The sequence below is a fragment of the Paenibacillus nitricinens genome (genome assembly GCF_052056485.1).
Taxonomy (GTDB): domain Bacteria; phylum Bacillota; class Bacilli; order Paenibacillales; family Paenibacillaceae; genus Paenibacillus_AQ; species Paenibacillus_AQ nitricinens.
Genome location: NZ_CP183948.1, coordinates 2,656,267 through 2,678,762, shown reverse-complemented (window position 1 = coordinate 2,678,762; position 22,496 = coordinate 2,656,267). Strand labels below are relative to the sequence as shown.

Genomic DNA, 22,496 nt, shown 5'->3' with positions numbered 1-22,496 from the left:
TCTCTTACAGATTATCTTCCGGAATCCATACCTTCATTTCGCCACTGCCACGATTTCCCCATAAGTAATATGGAATAGCCTTAACCTTAACAGGTTGAAGGGGTGCTTTCTTTCTGCTGTAAAGTCCACCAATCCAGCCCTCTTGATCTACACGTAGTCCATCTGCCTCGACAACAACAGTACCACCAAGCAAAGTGTCATCAAAAACCGCAGTGAGTTTACTGTCTTCTATTAAAGAAATAGAGCTTAAAGGCTCACCATTATCGATACTTTCAAGGCAATACACAAGCGGTCCGCGTTGAATCGTTACTTTTTGTGCATCTGCACGCAAATTGGGATGAGCGTAAATGCGATGTGCCTCCATTGGGTCATTCACTTCGATTATGTCTCCTGCTCTCCACATTCTCCGAATAACGAGGTATCCCTGCTCCATGTTCTCAGCAGTATTCAGCGCTTCCCCATTGACTCTGATCTCCATTCCCAGACTCCACGATGGAATCCGCAAAGCAATCCCGAACTCCGCATCTACTTCAGGATTAATCTTCATTGACACTGTGCCTTCCCATGGATAGTTGCTCTCTTGATGAATCGTAACATCCGTTCCACTCAGCTTAGTGTTTAGCTCACTTCCAATATACAAATTCGTATAAAGTGTATCGCCATGAACCGTGTAAATATATTGATTGAGCGAAGTCAGTAGACGTGCCACATTCGGAGGGCAGCAGGCGCAGCCAAACCAGCCTTGACGCTCAGACTTCACATGATGTTTCTCGGGGTTGCAACTGCATGCCTGAGGCCACACTTCCAGTGGGTTCACATAAAAATAGTGCTTGCCATCCTGTGCCATCGAGCCCAACACATTGTTGTAAAGCGCCCGCTCCATGACATCGGCATAACGTGCATCCGGTGACATTCTCAGCATACGCTGTGCAAAAAAGATCAGCCCAATAGAAGCACAAGTCTCTGCGTACACCGAATCGTTTGGCAGATCATAATCAAAGGTGAACGCCTCACCTCTATGTGTAGAGCCGATCCCGCCTGTAATGTACATTTGCTTGTTCGTAATGTTATTCCACAGTCTCTCGCATGCTTCACGGAGTGATTCATCTCCCGTAATAGCGGAAAGATCAGCCATAGCAGTATACATATAAACCGCACGTACAGCATGGCCTACAGCCACCTCCTGCTCTCTTACTGGAAGATGACTCTGGTAATATTTTAAATCAAGAACTTCCTTCCGACCTGTGAAAAAATTGATGCCACCCAAATTATCCCATTGTTCCTTTAAGAAATTGGGTTGTTGACCCCGCTCATTAATAAAAAAGCTGCTGAGCTTCAAATATCGTTCCTCACCTGTCAATTGATACAGCTTAACGAGCGCGAGTTCAATCTCCTGATGGCCATCATATCCCCGCAATTTGCCTTCTTCCGGTCCAAATATAGAATCGATATGATCGACCATCCGGCACATGATGTCGAGCAGTTTTCTTTTGCCAGTAGCTTCATAGTAAGAAACGGCAGCCTCAATGAAATGTCCAGCACAGTACAGCTCATGACAATCGTTCAGATTGGTCCAGCGTTTACCCGGTTCTTTTATCGTAAAATAAGTATTTAAGTATCCATCTTCCTGCTGGGCCTCGCCAATGAGGTCAATCACTTCATCCGCTTGACACTCTAGCTCAGGATTTCGTGTGATGCTTAAGGAATAACCAACGGCCTCCAGCCACTTAGCCACATCACTATCTTGAAATACCCAGCCGTAAAACTCGCCTGTCTTCCGGCCCGCAGCAATCTCAAAATTAGCAATGGCATGACTGGGTTCAGCTCCTGGTGCTCTATCATGCAATGCTTCATATTGATAGGGGATAACAACGTCCTGGACCAGCCTAATGTATCTGCCCCAGAAATCATCTTGAATGGTAACAGTTTGATCTTTTACAACTTCTTGATCTTGTATATTTTTGTTCATCATCATCTTCCCCTCAGCCTTATTTCATACTCGCTAATTGTAATTATAGGGGGTAGAATAGATTAAAAATACAATCAGAAGCAACCCCTTTTTTGTACTATTTCACACTTTAGAAAGGAGGGATAATTACAAAATGGACCCTTCATGTATACATTTCGCTGCGCCGCCATTTCCTTATTTTCTAGAATGCAATCGCACGGTTTATCAACCAGGAGATCAGCATCCGAGTAGAAGCCATATTGGGGTATTTGATCTACTTATTGTAGAACAAGGCTGTCTATTTATCGGTGAAGAACATAATCAATGGGAGGTTTCCGCGGGACATACTCTACTTCTGCTACCTGATCGCTATCATTATTCCGTTAAGGCATGCGAAGAGACCACTTCATTCATATGGATTCATTTTCATACCCTCGCAGTTTGGTCCATTTCTGAGGGTGAACCCGTGTATATTAACCGTGAGACACATTTTCGGCAGTTTCTTACTCATCCGTATACCATTCGAGTGTCACAGTTCGGCCCCCTCCCTGACCCTTTTGAACGGAGCGGACAAGCCGAGATGCTATTACAGCTGTCTACGGGTCGGCGTTCCAGCGCAGTTTGGCAGCAGCAACGGATATTTGAAGAAATGCTGCGGATGATGGATCTAGCACAGCATGATACATCAGAAAGTCATGCGGTGGAAATCGCAGAGCAGACAGAGACTTATATCCGTAATCATTATACGGAGCCTCTCTCCAATGCCTCACTCGCGGACGCACTGCATTTTCACTATAACTACCTTACCCGCTGCATGAAACGAGTATATGGGCTGACTCCAATGGAATATTTGACGGATTACCGCTTGGAGCAAGCCAAGCTATTGCTTCTTAAGACAGAGCTCTCTATAGCCGGAATCGCAGAACGTACCGGCTTCGAGAGCGCCGCCTACTTCTCGCGTCGATTTGCTCAGCAGATTGGAATTTCTCCGCTTCGCTTCCGTAAGCGTTACTCCCGTTAAAAACACAGCCGCATGTCTCAAATTATTGGAGATGTGCGGCTTGTGTTTCATGAGATGCGTTTGCTAATGTGATTGGACAACACTCCGCTTGCTCACGCTTACCTATAACTCAATGTAAATCACTTTGCTCGATCCTCCGAATGTATAAGTAGCTTGATTAAAATGAAATTAACTACGGTGGTCCGATGAGTTGGCTAAGCGTAAACGGACAATCGCTACGTAAGGAAGGATGTTGTTGTTTGTTTGGTTTGTTGGTTTGGAAGCCGGATTCATAATCAGGTTTTTTTGTTCAACTGCAATTTTTTGGAAGTGACAAGCATATTTATAGACATGCCTTTAATGTGGAGATGTTAAATATGCGGCCATTAAGATACCTTATCATTCTTTTAGGAAGCTTACTCGTTGCTGCGGGAACTAATTTTTTTCTCGTACCATATAAAATCCTGGATGGGGGAATAATAGGGATAGCCCTCATTATTAATTATTTATCCGACGCTAAAATTGGCGTAGCTATAATTCTCTGCAGCTTCCCTATCTTTCTGCTCGCTTGGTTAAAGGAACGCGATATCTTTTACAACAGTGTACTCGGCCTATTGATTTCATCCTTTCTGATCGAGCTTCTCGGTCCTTTCCAATATCACTTTCTGTATTATTTTGAGTTTGGTTCCATTTCTAGCGCCATTATTGGCGGTTTTTTGATGGGAACGGGACTTGGGATTATGCTGCGGTTTAAAGCAAGTACGGGTGGCACCGATCTGCTCGCTCAATTTATAAAAAGGTATGTCCCGCTGAACCTTGGATTCATCATTTTTTTGACCGACTTTATGATTATCGGTGCGGGGGGACTCCTGATTTCCAAGGAAACCTTCTTCCACTCCATCCTCACGATTATCTCTGGGGGCGTGGCTACGGGTCTATGCACACTTGAGACGAAATAAATGGAAATAAACACGAATATACACGATCGTATGTTCGTATTATAATAAGGAGATAAAATATAAGGTACCTCTACCTCACCTGGAGCGTGTGAACCTATGAATAAAGAGCGTGTCGTTATGCTATCTGATTGTCAAAGCTTCTATGCCTCCGTAGAAAAAGCCTCTAATCCGCTGTACAGCAATAAGCCGCTGATCGTTGCTGGAGACCCAGCTAGACGAAGCGGTATTGTGCTGGCTGCCTGCCCTATAGCCAAATCCTATGGCATTACTACCGCCGAGACGTTGAAGGAAGCGCTGGCAAAATGCCCCGAAGTCATCGTGGTCAGACCACATATGCAGCAATATATCGATGTCTCCTCTCAAATCACAGATATTCTACGTAAGTTTAGCGACCAGGTAGAGCCCTATTCTATCGATGAACAGTTTATTGATGTCAGCGGTAGCCTCAGCTTATTTGGCAGTCCAAGGGAAATCGCTGCCGCCATTCAGGATCTAATTCGTAGAAACACAGGTGTGCGTGCGCGCATCGGCATAGGATATTCCAAGGTTACCGCCAAAATGGCTTGCGACCTGTGGGCCAAGAAGAACGCGGATGGTATATTCACCCTCGCTCACGAGGAGCTTCCGAATATGCTCTGGCCCCTCCCTATTAGCGAGCTGTTCATGGTAGGTCGCCGTATGTCCGCCCACTTCCAGAGTATGGGTATTTCAACAATTGGCCATTTAGCGCAGATGCCGCTAAGCGAGCTAAAATGGCGCATGCGGGAGAAATTCCACAAAAAATGCGATATCGACGCCGAGCTATATTGGCGGATAGCCAATGGCATCGATGACAGCCCCGTGAGCCCAAGCACCTATGAAGTCGCACCCAAAAGTGTCGGGCACCAAATGACGCTTCCACGGGATTACAATAAGCTGCAAGATATTAAGACCATCATTCTTGAGCTATCTGAGCTTGTATGTAGACGTTGCCGCAAATTGTTAATGCATGGTGCAGTCGTGTCTATCGGCTGCCAAGGTGCCAGCTTTGATGACCCAACAGGCTTCTCAAGACAGACTACAATGAGCGATCCTACAAATGCCACCCTGCTGGTAAATGAGGCAGCTCTTTCTCTCTTCAAACTCCACTGGGACGGTCAGCCTGTGCGTAGAATCCACTTAAGCCTGTCCAGTCTATCTGACGAAAGCCAGTACCAGCTGACCCTATTTGAGTCCCGCCCTCGCTATCGAGAACTCGAACGTGCGACCGATGCCCTCAAGAATAAATACGGGGAGACGATTATTGGGCGAGCAGCTTCTTTTACAGATGCCGGGCAGCTTAAGGACAGATCTGGAAAGATTGGCGGACACTATAAATAAAAACTATATTAAAATACACACCATATCGTTTATAATGCTATATTGGGGTTGTTATTTTCACGTAGATGAAGCGACAATCGAAATATGTAAACATAGATAATCACATTCCTGAGGAGGACCGGAGAAGTTGGATAGCACGAGCAACACTAACACTACGTATTATGAAATCGTTGATCTCTGTCTTCTTGCTGGCAAGATCATGCTGCAGAATGGTGCAGAAACATCCAGAGTGGAAGATACGATGACACGAATGGCAGGATCTCTCGGGTTCCCAGGAGCACATAGCTATGTGACGCCAACCGTTATTATGTTCACCACAAATAGAATAGAACCTGTTAAGTTATACAGAATTGCGGAGCGGACAACAGATCTGCAGAAGGTATCGGAGGTCAATGACATTTCTCGGCGTCTAAGCGAACGTCAGATTACAGCTGAGGAAGCTCGTGCAAAATTAGGAGAAGTCGATGAAGCCTCACCTGTCTATCCCGTATGGCTGCAGATCTTAGCAGCCGCTCTTACTGGTGCTTGCTTCACCGTTATGTTTAAAGGCAGTTTGTGGGATGCTCTCCCCGCCTTGCCGATTTCCGGACTAGGCTTCGCTGCGGTCATCTATTTGCATCGTTTAGTGCAGACTAAATTCTTTGCAGAGTTTTCTGCTTCCTTCCTGATCGGACTTCTAGCCTTCTGTTCTGTAAAGCTGGGGATAGGTCAAGAGATGGACAAAATCATTATCGGCTCCGTTATGCCTCTAGTACCCGGGCTACTCATTACCAATGCCGTTCGTGATCTGATGGCCGGCCATCTGGTCTCAGGCATATCTAAGGGAGCCGATGCCTTTCTAACTGCATTTGCGATCGGTACAGGTATCGGGCTTGTACTATCACTATTTTAATATCCATGTGAAAGAGGTTAGCCCTTCATGATTTTGCAACTTATAACCAGTTTTATCGCCGCGGCAACCTTCTGTATTCTATTTAATGCGCCTAAGCGCTCACTACTACAGTGTGGTTTTGCCGGAATGGTGGGCTGGATGGTGTATGTGCTTCTTAATGTAGATTTCGGGCCTGTCGTAGCTACGTTTGCAGCTAGTGTAATAGTGGGCATCGTCAGCCAATTTTTCGCGCGATCCTTCAAAATGCCGGTTATTATTTTTAGTGTAGGTGGTATTATCCCGCTTGTTCCGGGTGGTCTCGCTTACGATGCTATGCGTAAATTTGTGGAAGAGGACTATACCCTGGCTGTAGAAATCGCTGTTCGGGCATTAATGCTCTCTGGAGCCATTGCAGCTGGACTCGTACTAAGTGATGTAATTGGACAAATGTTCCGTCGTCGTGCAATCAAATAACAGCATACTTCTTCAAAAAAAAGAAATCGCCTGTTGGTACAATGGTGGTCACCCATCCATCTCCCAAGGAGCGATTTCTTTGTTCATCTCTATGCAAATACTGCTTCAGGGAAGGCTAAAGGCGCACTCGGATGAATACTATTGATGCTAGTGTTCTTGATCCAGGACAGCCCTACAGTACCCTCACCCGCATGAACAGCCACAGCAGGAATATAGGTCATAATCTCAGTTCGTAAGTCAGGTGCCATTGCTTTTATGTCCTCTTCTAGCTTGAGTGCCATCTCTAAATTATTAGAATGCATGATACATACATCACTAACAAGCCCTACATCCTGTTTAAATATCTCCAAAAGCGCCTGTTGCGTCTTCTTCATTGTACGGATTTTCTCCACAACAACGACCTTTCCTTCGTCAAAACGAAGCAGCAAGTTTATGCGCAGCAATTGGCTAAGTACAAATTGTGTTCCAGAAACACGTCCACTGCGATGAAGCTGTGTCAAGCTTGCAGGAATTAAGTAAAAGGACATATTCTCAATAATATTTTCAATCTTCGCTTTAATTTCTAATCCAGTAAAGCCCTTCTTCTGCCAATGTATACCGCGCATGATCATTTCCCGGATCGGATAAGCGCCAACCTTGGCATCAATTCCAATCACATTGGCCTCCGCTATTTCGGCGCCTTGCATCGAAGCATTATAGGTGCCGCTAAGCTCTGACGATAGATGTACAGCGATAATTTCATCGTATTCTTCCTTCAGCCGTTCATATAGCTCAATAAACTCACCGATTGGAGGCTGTGAGCTGCCTACCTTTTCATGCTGGCGCATTTTCTCATAGAAGTCATCAATCGTAATATCTATATTTTCTTTATAACATTCGTTGTTGATAATAATCCGTAACGGAATAATATATACATGATTATTCTTAGCGAACTCCGGATCTATGATACTTGTACTGTCGGTTACCCAGGCAATTGATTTCATGGTCATTTGTCACTTCTCTCTCTCATAAAAAGGAATAGTAGAATGAATGAGGAGACAAGGGCCAAAAATTTCAGACCATTGAATCACACGCTCACCCTGAATAATCAACTTAAGAATTGAACAGCGGTTAAGGACTCCGCGTATTCGTAAATTATACAGGATAACAAGTGTGAATATAGGCAAAACAGGCCGTTCATGCAAATTTTAATCCATTTAATTCAACATTATTCGACATTTTTTCACATTATATATGACGAATATACCTATCCTAATAGCGCCACTTCATGTTATGAAAAAGCTAAACCACAGCAAAAATATCCCCGTCCCCGCCCTCACCGTTCTTCCATAAATCAACGCGCGGTAGTTACATTAATAGGTACACTTTACATTTGTAACAGTACGGGGCTAAATTATAATTTGGTCAGATATGGCCCGGCATCTGTCGATGGTCCAACTTTCCCTGTTGGCGGGCTGCGTTCACCTTTATGAAGATCAGTTACCTTCTGCTGTGGTAAATCTTTTTACGGTGTTGTCAAGGATACCGTCCAGTTCTTCTCCTGAATCTTAAAATCCAACTCGCGGTAAGCTTTGGACAGCTCATCCATCTGCTTCTGAATTTGAGCGACATCCACCGTTCTCTGAAAACGAACCTCCGTGCGGCTGTAACGATCCTGAGTAATGGAAGCCTGTTCGAGCAAATCGCTAAACAGCTTCCGTAGCTGTAACATTTTGTCCCGTTCCGCTAGCGCATCGGCGATACTCCAAATCTCATTGAAGGCTACGGATGAATTCGTTCGATTGATCGCTCGGATCAGAATTGTCTGTTCATTCACAGCTCTTTCTAACTCCTGCAAAAGAACTTCAGGTTGTTCAGCCGGCTCCTCACCCTCTTGAACTTTAACGACTCGCTCCAGCCGCTGCTTTAGCTGCGCGATTTTACGGGTTAGATCACTTCGATTCACTAACGCTTCCGCAAGTTTCATATCTGGATTCCCCCTAAAATTTTTTGATAGCTGGCGATATCCAGCCTCCGGCCAAATTTAGAGCCAATCTCCTTAAAGTAAGCACATTGTTCATATCCATTTTTCAGAAAAAGTTGGCAACTGCGCTCATTCTCTGAGCATACAGTAGCCACTAACACATGAAAATCCATCTCGACAGCCTTTTTTTCAATAAAGCGTAAGGCATGCCCTCCTATTCTTTTACCCACACAAGCTGGTTTCAAATACACACTGATCTCCCCAGAGCTATCATAAGCCGGTTTACTCTTATGTCTAGCAATCAGCACATAACCCTGAATGATATTATCCCAGGATAAAATCACGTACGATTTGAATCGCGGATCATCATTCATTACGGATTGACGCATTTCGTCCAAACTTAAGGGCTCCGTGTGAAACGATACCGTGGTGTTCAGCACATAGTAGTTATAAATATCAAGGACATCCGCCAAATGCTCTTCCCGAATTTCAGTGAATAACAAGCTTTCTCCCACTACTTTGTTCAGCACAGCTAATCCTCCCAAATCGATGTCTCTAAATGATCTACGAACTTGCGTAATTTACCGGCTAGCTTGCGGTTAATGGTTCCATCCTGATACATCTGCTGCACCTTATCCCGCTGCTCTTGAATGGCTTTTAGCTTCATTTCAAGCTTTTGATCATCAACCAGACCATCCTTTGTCCAGCCTTTCCCTTGCTCAAGACGAGAAATTAGCTGCTCATAACTGCTGGCAACCTTCTCGGCTGCACTTCGGTTGTTCTCGTTCTTACTGACATCTATAGCAGCTATAGCAGCATGGGCCATGGCAATTTTCGCTTCTTTAGCACACTCAGTCCGTTCAAGCATTTGTTGGCTAGCTTCCCCTTCATTCTGCCCTGAGAACATTCCCGCAAACAGCCGTCTAATCTCGGTAATCGATATTCTAATTTGTGAATTTAGACTTCTGGCTAAAAAGACCTCACTATGATCCAAGAATTCTCCCAGCTTCTGAGCCACTGAGGCGGGAATCTCATTGTTCTCCAGCAATCGGTTCAGTTCTTTACGTTCAGCTTGCAGACCTACAATCCTCGCTTCAACACCCAGTCGGCGGAAGTTCTCAAGTACTGGATCATTCGCTTGGTCCTCACGGTTTAGACTATAAACCTTTTCTCTAAATTCACTCAAAGCCGGTTGTGCGGATTCCTTACTTTCTTCTGTCATCATACTTTGCAGCATGGTTAAACCGGCAGCAATAACTTTAGACTTGGCCGCCTGCTCGGCTCCTGTCTCACCTGATTCGGCAACTGGCTCTTCTTTACCTGCTAGGATTGGCAAAAAGATACTGGCGATCAGAAGCGACATTAGAATAACACCTGCGGCGATAAAGATGATTAAGTCACGCTCAGGAAATGGCGATCCATCCCCAAGAAAAAAGGGAATCGAGAATGCACCTGCTAAGGTAACCGCTCCACGCACTCCTGAAATCGTGAGGATTACTAGTGACTTAACAGACGATTCCTCCATTTTTCGCATACGAGATCCTACTAAAGAGAACACGTACACCCATACAAACCGTAGTACAAACAGCAGCACAGTAATGGCTAATACATAACCTACAACTATAAGATTATCCACGGCCGTATCACGGTAGATCACTTCAATAACGTCTGGAATAGATAATCCAAGAATAAGGAAGACCAGACCATTCAATATATAGAGCAGAACAGACCATGTACTAGCAGATACCAGTTGTAGCTTATACTGCGGAGATACGGCACGGTCCTTCTCAACCGCATGAATAATCCCTCCTGCAACCACTGCCAAAATGCCAGATACCCCTATCTCTTCACTGATCAAATAAATAATAAAAGGAGTTAGGATTTGCAGCAGCACATGCACTGTGATATCCTCCATCCCCAATCTGCGAATAATTACGCTTAGCCGAATCAGAAGAAAAGCCAATAATGCCCCAACGATCAACCCGCCTACAGCTATAACTACAAAGCTAATGGAGGCTTTTGGTAAAGAAAACAAACCCGTAACTGCTGCAGCAATGGCAAAGTTAAAGGCAACAAGTCCGGAGGCATCATTCATTAATGATTCGCCCTCTAGAATGCGATGAATACTCTTAGGAAGATGCACCCTTCCAGCGATTGCGCTGACCGCGACCGCATCTGTAGGTGATAAGATCGCTGCCAGCGCAAATGCAGCTGCTAGCGGTATCGTTGGAATCATCCAGTTTATCGAATATCCAGCAATAAGCACCGTAGCAAAAACCAATCCCAGCGCTAGCATTAATATCGGACCCCGTAAGTTCCATAATTCATTTCTTGGTGTCCGTTTCCCATCATTGAACAAAAGCGGAGCAATGAATAATACGAAAAACAGCTCTGGTTCCAAGGTCATATGTATTCCCAAAGGCATTAACACAACCATTACTCCCAGACCAATTTGAATTAACGGTATTGGCACAAAGGGAATGAATCGGTTTATGATGTTCGATATTGCGATAAGCCCCAGTAGGACGAGTACAACTAGAAATGTCTCCAAACCACATCAGCTCCCATTTTTATTTGATTATTATACCGTAAAGCTTTGGGCAAGGGAAAAATTTAGAAATAGAAGTTCTCATAATAATGTCCCCTAGAAATTACACAAAAAATACATCAGATGAATATTGACAAAAATATTTATTTATGTTGTAATTATAAATTACACTATTGAAATTATATTCTATTTTAAGTATTATATGCATTAGCCTAACGGCATCGCTCTTATTATCAATCACGGAGGGATCTTATGCATATTGCTAGTGGAATAGAAATGTTAGAGATTACAGCACAGGTTATGGGCGGGAGTGACACGATTTACCCCACACTGCTCTGGGATCACAATTCTGCTGTACTCGTAGACACTGGATTTCCGGGCCTGCTCCCAAAATTCAAAGAAGCTCTAAAAAAAAACCATGTATCTTGGGAACAACTACGCACCGTAATCATCACACATCAAGATCTAGATCACATCGGGAGCTTACCTGATCTACTGTCAGAAGAATGTCTTGAACTGACAGTTCTGGCTCACGAAATCGAGAAGCCTTATATTGAAGGAGAGCGAATGCTCCTTAAACACACCCCTGAAGCTTTAGCTGCGGCAGAAGCCATGATCCCCCCTCATGTACCAGAAGAATGGCGCCGCGCATTCCTATCCGTGTTATCACATCCCCCTAAAGGAAAAGTAGATCGAACCATAGTAGACGGGGAAATACTACCTCTTGCCGGTGGAATTACGATTATCCATACACCAGGACATAGCCCTGGACATCTGAGTCTATACCATCATGATAGCCGTACGCTAATTGCAGCGGATGCTCTTACTGTACAAGGCGGTGAGCTGCACGGCCCCACGCCTTCGGCAACGCCTGACATGAAGCAAGCTTTATCCTCTCTGACGAAGTTCGCCGAGTATGAAATTGAAACGGTCATTTGCTATCATGGCGGAATTTATCGCGGAAACGCAAACAAACGGATTGCTGAAATTGCGGAAGCAAGAGAATAAACTGATGCAAGAAAGCAGAGCCCTGATCTGGCTCTGCTTTCTTTTTATACATAGTCCCTACTCGTTATACTCACTTATGATTCCGAAACCACTGTAAACCGTTCACGAATATGCTGCGGCTGTTCAATTTCATCTACAATAGCAATCGCATAATCTTCATAGCTGACATAGCTCTCACCCTTGGAATTCACAAGCAGATGATCTTTGCCTTTCACATAAGAACCCGTTCTAGTCCCAATTGCAAAATTAGCGGATGGACTAACGAAAGTCCAAGACAGCGAATCTGTACCTTGCAGGATTTCCAGGTTCTTCCCTTGATTCATAGCCGTTGGCTTGATAAAGTCAGGGAAATCAGGAGTATCTACCACTTTAAGCGTCTTAGCCTCATCTACATATAGACTTCCCGCACCTCCAACTACAATTAATCTTATATTAGGGGCATCCTTTAATGCTTCAATAAGCACATTTCCGGCATCCACATGCAGATGCTCTTGTCCGAACGGAGCTCCAAAAGCATTCACAACAACATCAAAACCCTTCAAATCTTCAGCGGTAAGTGCAAATACATCCTTTTCGATGACCTTTGCCTTACGAGTTGCAACTTTCGATGCATCCCGTACAAAGGCTGTAACTTCATGGCCTCTATCTAACGCTTCCTGAGTGATTCGACTTCCGGCTTTACCACTTGCTCCAACAACTGCGATCTTCATAAGCTTGTCCTCCTGTATATGTTTACGATTTTTTTACTGTAGTATTTATATTAAGGAGCTCCTGAACGATGCTTCGGTCGATATCCAGATCTAACTTTCTCCCCAGTTCGTACATTATTCTTAAACGCACTATTCAAAATGATCGTATGGAAGAAGATTTCATCTCCACATAATGTGTTCTCATAGGCCCTTTTGAATGATTCCAACAACCCTTATCCATTGGTGATTAGTTATTTGGTATGACTTTTCACTATAAGTCTGATTCCAATATTCCACGGATCTTTGAATGTAGGGATTCCATTCTCTTCTACAACGGTGTAACCCGCCTGCTTAACACGCTCCACTACAGACGTACGCTCCGCTTCATTCGGAAGAAGTAAGGTGAAATAATCAATTCCTACTGCATCTGCAGGTGCCACAGGTGCGCCTTGCCCCGCCCATATATTCAATCCAATGTGGTGGTGATACCCACCTGCAGAGATAAACATTGCCGCACTGCCATAATTAGCCACTAGATCAAAACCAAGCAAACCAACGTAGAACTCCTTCGCCTTAGTTAAATTACCCACATGAAAGTGTACATGTCCGATCACCGTTCCAGCTGGAAGCCCGTTCCATTTCAACCCTTCAGAAGCCGCCAACAAACCATCTACATCCACTGGGTCCGTTGTCATCATTACATGCCCTTCCGCATCATACTTCCATGTATCCCTAGGACGATCTCGATAAATTTCGATTCCGTTGTTATCCGGGTCCTGAATATACAGCGCTTCACTCACCAAATGATCTCCCTGGCCCACTTCAATTCCCAAAGCGATCAAATTGCGCACAACGAGTCCCAAGCTAGGACGATCCGGAACAAGAATAGCAAAATGATACAGTCCAGCTACGGAGTTTGGACGAAGCACCCTTGCATTCTCAATCTCCCGCAGAATCAATAACACATTTTGACCATCAGCAGTCATTTCCACCTCACGGCCAGATTGCCGCAGAACACTTAACCCCACTACGTTCTGATAAAAGGTGAGCGAACGCTCTAAATTACTTACTCTAATTTGCACCAGACCAATCTCTACGTCCGGATGAAGTGTTGTTTTAGTTGTCATTATGTTTCCTCCCACTATTCCTGTAACTTAATCAGTTACAAATTAACTATCTTTAGTATAGTTACCTTCTATATGTTTGTCAATTACCAACAAAAAAATCATGCTGACTGATTCACAGCCAAACATGATTCATAAGAACACTTCATCCATTTACTAATAATCATCTGTTATATTCAAACAAATTATTCTTTTACCGATTACACCCTCTCTGAATTTATATTGAATTCTTCGAACATGCTTCTTCTCCATCACAAAAATAACATCCGCCCAGCCCACATGCCCCTCAGAAAGTTTGATTCTCTGTTCCAGCAGATCTCACATCATGACCATCGATTCCTTGAAATATCTTCTCTGCAGTTAGACTTGCCAGCGATTCTGACTGCACACAAACAGTAGTTTAATTGAGAGCACCTTCCTTATCCGAGTAAAACCTTATTTCGTTTGTCCGTTTAGATAAACCCTCCTATTTAAGGAGGCATCCGAAACCCAGGTTGTTAATAAGTCTTTGTTAAAAAGATATTCATTACCAACTCTGATGTAAGGAAACATAGTTCCTTGAAAAATGCCCGATCTGCTTAAATTCTCATGCTCCGTTTTAATAATATTCATCACTTGATCTTCAGTCATATTTAAGTATAAGGCCGTCTCTTTAATATCGATCAAAAGCTTATCTGCCGTTACTATGGATGGCGTCTGGTCTTGATCAACTTCCAACTCTTTATCGCCATTAGTTATTAAACATCCAATAATAAATGAAACTCCTAGAATAAGACTCGCCACGATCATTGAGATTTGATTAGACTTCATTGATCACCTCCACCATACACTTCTTGAAGTGGTCTGTAGCTTGGGTGTTCTTCGATTTGCGTAACGACAACACCTTGCTCCGAGTCCATCACGCGGTAGGCCTTAGCTTCTTCTCTGGACGACATCACCTTATATTCATAATCCTTGTAGATGATGGCACAGCTATTATCCACTGCGATTCCGAGCAAACCTCCGTCTTTTACCATACGCGAAAAATCCTCAACCCGAATATCCTCATTATAATGCGGACAATGAATACCTGGCAGAATCCCCATCGCTTCAAGCTTAATATACTGCCAGTTCCCTTGGTCGTCGAACGCTTCAGAGTCACTATGCCCATAGTCAAACCAGCAAATGGAACCTGCACTCAGCCCTGCTAATATGGTCCCAGCGGTGTATGCTTCTTTTAGAAGCACATCCACGCCGGTATTTTTCCAAATTTCAAGCATCTTTCGGGTATTGCCTCCACCAACATAAATCAGATCAGCGGATATAATTAACTCTGCGATTTCTTCATGGGTATTGGTTTGGCTCACAAGCAATAAATGACTTGTTTCACATCCTAGAATCTCGCCATACACTTTGTTGAACGTATCACAATAACCTGGTGCATCACTGCTAGCTGTTGGTATGAATAACGCTTTCGGATTAGCTTTCTGGGTTAACTTCACAACTTCACGATCCATTTCAAGCGTTTCTAGATCGATTAGCTCCCCCCCGCCGATTACCACGATAGTCCCCATAATTCCCCCTACTTTCACTAGGATCTGTTTTTTCCCTTTCCGTATTCCTCTGCTAAAATACTGTAAATCTCCAAATCAATGAGCCCTTTACCTGACCATACATGGGCTTGTCTTAACGTCCCCTCTTTCATAAAGCCACTTTTCAAAAGGACCCGCTTGGACCGCTCATTAAAAGGCATGACTTCAGCTTGAATTCGATTGACCTCTGCCGTCTCAAATAAATATTTTTTCACCGTTTCAACGGCCTGAGTTGCAATCCCTTTTCCCCAATAAGACTCCGCCAAAAAATAACCAATCGTGACCATATCCACTTTTTGATTAAAATCCATAGCTTCGATAATACCTAGCAGTATGTATGGATTATTTTTACGGAAAATTCCCCACTTCACTCTTAACCCTTTATTAAAATCACGTTCGAAATGTCCGATCATATTCTTTACTGTATCTTTATTATGTTTCGGAATGATTCCGCAGTACTCAAACACTTGATCATTGCTATAAATACCAAATACCTCTTCAAGGTTACTAACTTCAATTTTTTTGAGGATCAGTTGCTCTGTTTCTAAAATAGGGAATTGCTCAAACACCTGACTAAGCTTCAATACGTTCCCTCCGTTACTTTTTGATGGCATGAATTAAGGTTGCCTTAAATTATCCCCGACCATTCCCTCTGTACTGCGCAATTCTAAGCTCTCGAATATAGGGCTCTGTGGCTGGCATAACCGCATCTATGGCTTGTTGAATGGCTAACTCAATATCATAAGGAACTCTTACAAATTGTATATTCAAAGATGCTGTTGTCAGGCCCCCATACTCCCCCTCCAAAATCACATATGATGCCTGAGTGACATCAAGAGGATTCCCCACACTGCCCACATTAAATAAAGTCTTCCCTTCTAAATGTTGAATAAAAGCATTGTGAATATCCCCATAGCCTACGATATCCGCTTGTCGTTTCTCCTGACAGAAATCGGAATAACCAAACATAGACAATCGCTTTTCGTAATCATCCCAAGGCTGAATCCGTTCATAGTAACTTCTTGGCGAAGCATGAAATAATCGGATAAACTTACCACTCATCATAAACTCAATCGAGAACGGTAATGTGCCTAAATAAGCCAAACGGTCCTTCCCTAACAATTCCCGGCACCACCGGGCCATCTCAAAATCAACATCCTGATTCATTAGATCATCCCAGTTTCCCATAACACTGATTTCACAATTGTTCTTAATGATATCAACGGCTAGATCTGAATTCGGCCCTTTTCCAACAATATCCCCTAGGCACAATATCCTGCTAATTCCACGCTGCTTAATATCCTCTAATACGGCTGTCAAAGCCGGGACATTCCCATGAATATCTGAGATTAATGCGATCTGTTCCACTGTAAATCCTCCGTTCATTTTTCCACTTCACCATCTTAGAGTTTCCCTATATGAAGTATTATCTGTTTTCTGCCTTCTAAATACAGATTCTATGATTACGCCCTACTTCCCTTCTTTGAGTCACTACTCTCAATCCCCGAAATGGCATGAAAGATATATTTCTAATAAAAAAAAAGACCACAAGCATGTTAGCACATGTTGTGGTCTTCATTCTAAGTTGCGATATGAGATGGTTATATTTCAGGCATTTCATTCACAATCTGCTCCAAAGTAACCTCTTGAAGGACATTCTCCATTGCCTTTTGCGCGAGAGAGAATACGGGTACAATGGCGCTGGCTATATTTTTGCCGACTGGACATTCAGGGTTAGGGTGCTCATGAACTGAGAACAACGAATCCTCCTCCACCGCGTTTACTGCCTTATAAATCTGAAGCAGTGTAATCTCAGCGGCACTACGTGACAGCGAGGCTCCTGCGACTCCAGGGCGGGCTGTTACCAGTCCTGCTTTTTGCAGCATACTCGTTAGCCGGCGGATAACTACAGGGTTCGTGTTCACACTACCAGCTATCCACTCCGAGGTACTTTTGCCCTCTTTATTACTGTCGATTAACGTTAATATATGAATGGCTACCGCAAATCGGGTGCTAATGTTCACTATAAATCTCTCCTTCTGCCTTACTGTCGTACAATTAACAAGTGCATTAATCAGATGCAACAATAATAGTTACATTTTATGCATTTGTCAAACACGGAGGAGATGTCACTTCAGGATCGTAATTAATGAATATTATGCTTTTTGAAATTACCGCCCTTAACTTCTGCAACATCATATACTACGACAAAAGCGTTAGGGTCAATTTCATGAATGATTTCTTTGATTTTGCTTTCTTCCAGACGGTTAATTACACAGGTGATTTCTTTGAATTGTTCATTCGAGTAACCACCGTAAGCATCTGTATAGGTTGCCCCGCGACCCAATCGGTCACGAATCGTTTCTACCATGATTTCCGGCTGAACGGTGATGATTTTAAACGTTTTAGAACCGCTCAGTCCTTCTTCAACAATATGAATCACTTTAGAAGCAATAAAATAAGCAAGTGCGGATAGAATCGCCCCTTGTAGACCAAATGCAGTTGAAACAACAATAAATACAAACATGTTTAGGAATAAGATTAGATCACTTGTCCCAAAAGGTATTTTTCGTGAAAGCAATACAGCCAACATGTCGATCCCATCTAACGCCCCACCATTACGTAACGCTAAACCCATACCAAAACCGATGATAATCCCGCCTACAACAGTAATTAATAATGTATCCCCTTCAATAATCGTTGGCACATGGTGCATAAGGCTTGTACCAATAGCTAGTGAAGCAATACCAATAATGGAATAAATAGCAAAGCTTTTACCAATTTGCTTATATCCCAGCCAAACAAAAGGGATGTTAATTATAACAATTAGCAGCCCTAACGGTAATCCAAACAGCTGTGAGCCCACGATACTTAGGCCTGTTACACCACCATCTGAAACATTGTTAGGGATTAATACGGATTCCAGGCCATATGAAGTTATAAGTGCCCCTATAATAATTAATATGACTTTTGAAAATATCTTCAGCTTATTTGATTTTTGATGCTGTCTTATTCCATGCATTCCATTTCCCCACTTCAATTTAGTTTTTTATATCACTGCAAGTGAAAAACATCCACTGGACAAAAGCCGACAAAAAACAGTCTATAATAAATGTCACCACTTTGGCAAATCAGACGCCGCTAGTATGATATCTATTATTTTACCCATATGACTTAAAATAATCTTATCGTTCCATAAAAAATGAAAAAACCAGACTACGAAAATTCGTAATCTGGTAATCTTCTCTATCACACCTTCATGTATTCGTTATATAATTCCTCAAAAGTATCGTATCGTTCAACTTTCCTTCCCACCTTATTATATTCTTCAAGATATTCATCCATGACCTGCAGGAACTGCTCTTTAAATAAATGCAGATGATCTGAATCAAAATACTGCATAATATCAAACTTTTTTGTTCCCCTTGATTCTGTCATTTCATCAAGGAAATTTTGTATGCCCATGGCTGCATAATAAGCATAAGATTTATCATTTAATTCCACACTTGCTATAACCTTATTGCGGCAATTACACCATAATTCCTCAAAGGTGCCACCTAGATTATCATAGGTTGGGACAGGCTGAATCACAAAATCCTTATACATTTTATTATATAAATCATTGACGCTTTCTAAAAATCTATAGGATGCACTTCTGATTTCAACGTTTATCTTCGCATCGATCACAGCCATATATATATTTTCAAAATCATCAGGAACATAAAGATACGTAGCTATTTCCTCCAGATATCTCTTAAGTCCCCTTTTAAAATAGGTATTGTTCAAATGTGTTAGCGCATTCACCAAGTTGTATACAACTTCGCTCGAAGCATACCTCACTGCTCCGATATCTTCAGAAAGTAATGTATTCGTATATTCTTGTTTTGCTATGTCTATATTCTTTTTCGCTCTACTAATACATTCACTCCCTATAGGCTTTGCCAAAGCATCGAGAGCTCTCTGTTTATATAAATTTAGCTTTTCCAGATATTCGGGTTTCGCACAATATAACAGCTCTAGATCTATTAAACACGAAATCATCGGACTCTCAAGATTCGCTTGATCTTCTATCCTTGTTTCCCATGGCGTACAATAGATGTCGTATCCAACATCCTCCAAAATAAAACATGAAGATATCCCCCAGCCTCGGGCCGTGTTATTAATTATGATTAGATCAAGATCGCTTTTTTCATGGAAATCTCCGGTACTGAAAGAACCTGTAAGCCCAATGATTGCAATGTCATCAGGAAAATCTCTCTTAGCACGTTCAAAAACCATATGAATAAGTCTGTCATTTTTATTTAAAATTTTTTGTCTAATACCAGCATCCATATCCAATTCACCTCTAAATTCAATTTAATTCCATTGTATATGGATATGGCTCAAGTAAATATTCCGACTTTATATATATTCAATCTATACCAAGAAAATTTCATCTAAAGGTCTTCCGTCACAAGGATTAAAATCAATCCCTAAAATCTTTGCCATCGTAGGAGCTATATCTACCATTTCCAGATCCCCTATAGGAAAATCACTTTTCACCTTATTCCCTGAGATCACCAAGTTGCATCTATAATCCTCTTTATCGGGAGAGTAGCCATGCGTAGCATATTTAATCCCTTGTTTGTCCAAATCAACAATCGTAGGTTCATCCATACTCTCATCGAAACAATAGCCTCTCCTAGCTTCAAGCATATATTTAGTAGATGGGCCCACATGAAGTTGATTCAGCCGCTCTCTAGTATACATTTCCTCTATACCTGAAGCGTTATCATCCATATATTCCTGAATAACAGCTAACGCTAATTGTTCAGCTTCTTCATCATCTTCTTTAATATGCAGATAAGCGGATCCGCCCCCACACTGAAAGTAAGCTCTCCACTTCATTTCGCCGTTCTCTTCATAGATCAACCCTTTTTCCTGCAAAAGGTTGTTCAAATGCACTTTGTACCGAACATTGAACTGGCCATGGTCACCCAAAACTAAAAAAAACGTGTCATCCTTTATCCCGGCTTCATCCACTGCTTGTATAATATCACCTAACCGCTTATCCATACGTGTGATTACCCGCTTCACTTCATCGCTGTCAGTGCCGTAGACATGCTTGGCGTCATCCAGATCAATCAAATGCATCATAAGAAGATTAGGCTTTTTACGCTTAATCGTTTCTATCGCACACTTTGTCGTGAAGTCATCCAGATAAGGCTGTTCAATCCCTTTTCGAAGCCGTCCATATTTCAGCTCCATCTCAATGCAATATAACGGGCTCCCGCTTTTTAACACCTTCAGTGCCTGATTTTCGTTGTTGATGGCTCTGATTTCAGGGATATTATATTGGATTGAAGATTTCCCTGATACCGGCCAGAGGATTCCAGCGGTACTCATGTTATGCTCGCGCGCAGCATCATAAATCGAGGGCACCTTTATCGCATTTCTGAACCAGAACCAGTTTTGCTCCTTTTCCTTCACAAACGGCTGAAATGGATTATTATGGTGGATACCATGCTTATCTGGATATACACCGGTTGCTATCGTAGTGTGTACCACATAAGTGAGCGTGGGATATACACTTTTTAATTGATTACTATGCGCTCCGCTCTTAATCAATTTCGATAGGTTTGGAAGACGGCTGGCCATTTCCCATTGGTCTTCTGAAAAGGCATCGTAAGAGATGACAATCAGATGCTTGGCTATTGCCGTTTGTTCTTTGCTTGACTTCATAGGATAAGTCCCTTCGGTTCATCTTGTTCAAGCTTCTCTTTTGGTAAAGTTATAAATACGAAGAATCCAATAATGAATAGTGGGATAATCGCTAAAATACTAAATTTAGCGTTGCCTGTTAGGGTAGTTGTTAATGACATTACAGCAGGACCTACAATCGCCGCAAACTTGCCAAAGATATTGTAAAAGCCAAAGAATTCATTGGATTTTTCCTTAGGAATAATCTTAGCATAATAAGATCTGCTAAGCGCTTGAATCCCTCCCTGGGCAGATCCAATTAGCGCTCCCAGAATAAATATATGCCACACTGAAGTAATAAAGTAAGCCGCGATACAAGAAATGATATATGTAAAAATCCCCACGATGATCATCGTTCTAGCTGAGTATTTTTTGGCAAGATTACCGTACAGGATAGCACACGGAAATGCGATGATCTGGATAACTAATAAGATCCCCAGTAAAGTAAAGGTATCAAAAGCATCCGCACCCAGTACCGATGTGGCATATGGCACTACCATTTTAATAATCGTATCTACCCCATCAATATAGAGAAAGTAGGCGATCAAGAATACAAATACTACTTTATGCTGTCTGACATTTTTAAACGTGTCTCCCAGTCTTTTAAAGCTGTTAATGACCGGTTTGGGTTCAGGTTCTATGTAATATCTTTGCTGCACATCCTTGATCATAGGCATGGTCAGCAGTCCCCACCAAAGGGCGGTGATTATAAATCCAATCTGATAGCCAATCGATTTATCCATTCCCATAAACAGAATCAGCAGTAGGCTGATACCGAATGGAATAACGCTGGCGATATAACCAAAAGCAAACCCTTTTGAGGATACCTTATCCATCCTTTCATCCGTGGTTACATCCACCAGAAAAGAATCATAAAAAATATTGGCCCCGGCAAATCCTATGACTGACAAAATATAAAATACAATCAATAACTGCCACTGCCCACTCGCAGGTGCAACGAAAGCCAGCGAAGCAGTAGCTATCACGCCGATCAATGAGAAAAATATGAAGAAGCGTTTTTTCTTATCCTTATAATCTGCCATCGTCCCTAAAATCGGGCTAAGGATGGCCACCAGAATACTCGCTATGGAATTAAAATACCCCAAATCCATGCTGTTGTTAACATTCGAAAACATCCCAAATACAATAGGCAGTAAAGCCGTTGTAACCGCCATCGAATAAGCCGAATTTCCACAGTCATATAAAATCCATGATTTTTCCTCTTTACTTAGTTTCATCTAAC

Annotated in this window: 22 protein-coding genes; 6 read left to right on the top strand and 16 right to left on the bottom strand. The window is 42.5% G+C overall.

Annotation, left to right across the window (positions count from 1 at the left end; genetic code table 11):
* Positions 1 to 4: 4 nt before the first annotated feature.
* The gene (locus ACN6KS_RS11670; RefSeq protein WP_440962059.1) at positions 5 to 1,969 is read right to left on the bottom strand and encodes a glycoside hydrolase family 127 protein; all 1,965 of its coding nucleotides are present in this window, start codon (positions 1,967 to 1,969) and stop codon (positions 5 to 7) included.
* Positions 1,970 to 2,102: 133 nt separating this feature from the next.
* Here ACN6KS_RS11670 and ACN6KS_RS11665 point away from each other — a divergent pair, with 133 nt between their 5' ends.
* From ACN6KS_RS11665 to ACN6KS_RS11645, 5 genes are all read left to right on the top strand, one after another.
* On the top strand, positions 2,103 to 2,969 hold the full coding sequence (locus ACN6KS_RS11665) for a helix-turn-helix transcriptional regulator (protein ID WP_280788683.1): 867 nt from the start codon (positions 2,103 to 2,105) through the stop codon (positions 2,967 to 2,969).
* Between the two features lie 347 nt (positions 2,970 to 3,316).
* Positions 3,317 to 3,907, top strand: coding sequence for a YitT family protein (locus ACN6KS_RS11660; RefSeq protein ID WP_076283375.1), 591 nt, complete (start codon positions 3,317 to 3,319; stop codon positions 3,905 to 3,907).
* Positions 3,908 to 4,003: 96 nt separating this feature from the next.
* Entirely contained in the window at positions 4,004 to 5,266 is a 1,263-nt protein-coding gene (locus ACN6KS_RS11655) for a DNA polymerase IV (RefSeq protein WP_094871345.1), read from the top strand.
* 127 nt (positions 5,267 to 5,393) lie between these two features.
* Positions 5,394 to 6,158 carry a threonine/serine exporter family protein gene (locus ACN6KS_RS11650; protein WP_042187254.1) on the top strand — a complete coding sequence of 255 codons (765 nt, stop codon included), beginning with the start codon at positions 5,394 to 5,396 and terminating at the stop codon, positions 6,156 to 6,158.
* A 27-nt stretch (positions 6,159 to 6,185) separates the two neighbouring features.
* Positions 6,186 to 6,611: a threonine/serine exporter family protein gene (locus ACN6KS_RS11645; RefSeq protein WP_094871344.1), complete on the top strand. Its 426-nt coding sequence runs from the start codon at positions 6,186 to 6,188 to the stop codon at positions 6,609 to 6,611.
* Between the two features lie 89 nt (positions 6,612 to 6,700).
* On the opposite strand, the gene ACN6KS_RS11640 is transcribed toward ACN6KS_RS11645, so the two are convergent.
* From ACN6KS_RS11640 to ACN6KS_RS11625, 4 genes are all read right to left on the bottom strand, one after another.
* Positions 6,701 to 7,600, bottom strand: a complete 900-nt coding sequence (locus ACN6KS_RS11640) for a DegV family protein (RefSeq protein WP_306440402.1) — start codon at positions 7,598 to 7,600, stop codon at positions 6,701 to 6,703.
* A 515-nt stretch (positions 7,601 to 8,115) separates the two neighbouring features.
* The gene (locus ACN6KS_RS11635; RefSeq protein WP_094871342.1) at positions 8,116 to 8,577 is read right to left on the bottom strand and encodes a DIP1984 family protein; all 462 of its coding nucleotides are present in this window, start codon (positions 8,575 to 8,577) and stop codon (positions 8,116 to 8,118) included.
* Positions 8,574 to 9,104: a GNAT family N-acetyltransferase gene (locus ACN6KS_RS11630; protein ID WP_256989874.1), complete on the bottom strand. Its 531-nt coding sequence runs from the start codon at positions 9,102 to 9,104 to the stop codon at positions 8,574 to 8,576. The genes ACN6KS_RS11635 and ACN6KS_RS11630 overlap by 4 nt, the downstream gene beginning before the upstream one ends.
* A 2-nt stretch (positions 9,105 to 9,106) precedes the next feature.
* Complete coding sequence (locus ACN6KS_RS11625; RefSeq protein WP_440962058.1) at positions 9,107 to 11,125, bottom strand: Na+/H+ antiporter; 2,019 nt, start codon at positions 11,123 to 11,125, stop codon at positions 9,107 to 9,109.
* A gap of 249 nt (positions 11,126 to 11,374) precedes the next feature.
* Between ACN6KS_RS11625 and ACN6KS_RS11620 the strand changes: the two genes are divergently transcribed.
* Positions 11,375 to 12,130, top strand: coding sequence for an MBL fold metallo-hydrolase (locus ACN6KS_RS11620; RefSeq protein ID WP_440962057.1), 756 nt, complete (start codon positions 11,375 to 11,377; stop codon positions 12,128 to 12,130).
* Between the two features lie 74 nt (positions 12,131 to 12,204).
* On the opposite strand, the gene ACN6KS_RS11615 is transcribed toward ACN6KS_RS11620, so the two are convergent.
* The 11 genes from ACN6KS_RS11615 to ACN6KS_RS11565 form a co-directional block, all read right to left on the bottom strand.
* Positions 12,205 to 12,840, bottom strand: coding sequence for an NAD(P)-dependent oxidoreductase (locus tag ACN6KS_RS11615; RefSeq protein WP_094871337.1), 636 nt, complete (start codon positions 12,838 to 12,840; stop codon positions 12,205 to 12,207).
* Positions 12,841 to 13,070: 230 nt separating this feature from the next.
* Positions 13,071 to 13,946: a VOC family protein gene (locus ACN6KS_RS11610; protein WP_094871335.1), complete on the bottom strand. Its 876-nt coding sequence runs from the start codon at positions 13,944 to 13,946 to the stop codon at positions 13,071 to 13,073.
* 432 nt (positions 13,947 to 14,378) lie between these two features.
* The gene (locus ACN6KS_RS11605; protein WP_094871333.1) at positions 14,379 to 14,753 is read right to left on the bottom strand and encodes a hypothetical protein; all 375 of its coding nucleotides are present in this window, start codon (positions 14,751 to 14,753) and stop codon (positions 14,379 to 14,381) included.
* The gene (locus ACN6KS_RS11600; protein WP_341134498.1) at positions 14,750 to 15,496 is read right to left on the bottom strand and encodes a peptidase E; all 747 of its coding nucleotides are present in this window, start codon (positions 15,494 to 15,496) and stop codon (positions 14,750 to 14,752) included. Before ACN6KS_RS11600 ends, ACN6KS_RS11605 begins: the two co-directional genes overlap by 4 nt.
* A gap of 17 nt (positions 15,497 to 15,513) precedes the next feature.
* Positions 15,514 to 16,098, bottom strand: coding sequence for a GNAT family N-acetyltransferase (locus ACN6KS_RS11595; RefSeq protein WP_094878304.1), 585 nt, complete (start codon positions 16,096 to 16,098; stop codon positions 15,514 to 15,516).
* Positions 16,099 to 16,147: 49 nt separating this feature from the next.
* Positions 16,148 to 16,882, bottom strand: a complete 735-nt coding sequence (locus tag ACN6KS_RS11590) for a metallophosphoesterase family protein (RefSeq protein WP_440962056.1) — start codon at positions 16,880 to 16,882, stop codon at positions 16,148 to 16,150.
* 233 nt (positions 16,883 to 17,115) lie between these two features.
* Positions 17,116 to 17,538 (bottom strand): Rrf2 family transcriptional regulator, encoded by a 423-nt coding sequence (locus ACN6KS_RS11585; protein WP_094871326.1) that lies wholly within the window; start codon positions 17,536 to 17,538, stop codon positions 17,116 to 17,118.
* Between the two features lie 122 nt (positions 17,539 to 17,660).
* Entirely contained in the window at positions 17,661 to 18,536 is an 876-nt protein-coding gene (locus ACN6KS_RS11580) for a YitT family protein (protein ID WP_179085712.1), read from the bottom strand.
* A gap of 227 nt (positions 18,537 to 18,763) precedes the next feature.
* Positions 18,764 to 19,846, bottom strand: a complete 1,083-nt coding sequence (locus tag ACN6KS_RS11575; protein ID WP_440962055.1) for a nucleotidyltransferase domain-containing protein — start codon at positions 19,844 to 19,846, stop codon at positions 18,764 to 18,766.
* An 84-nt stretch (positions 19,847 to 19,930) separates the two neighbouring features.
* Positions 19,931 to 21,235: an alkaline phosphatase family protein gene (locus ACN6KS_RS11570; protein WP_440962054.1), complete on the bottom strand. Its 1,305-nt coding sequence runs from the start codon at positions 21,233 to 21,235 to the stop codon at positions 19,931 to 19,933.
* The gene (locus tag ACN6KS_RS11565; RefSeq protein WP_042187227.1) at positions 21,232 to 22,491 is read right to left on the bottom strand and encodes an MFS transporter; all 1,260 of its coding nucleotides are present in this window, start codon (positions 22,489 to 22,491) and stop codon (positions 21,232 to 21,234) included. Before ACN6KS_RS11565 ends, ACN6KS_RS11570 begins: the two co-directional genes overlap by 4 nt.
* Positions 22,492 to 22,496: the final 5 nt, after the last annotated feature.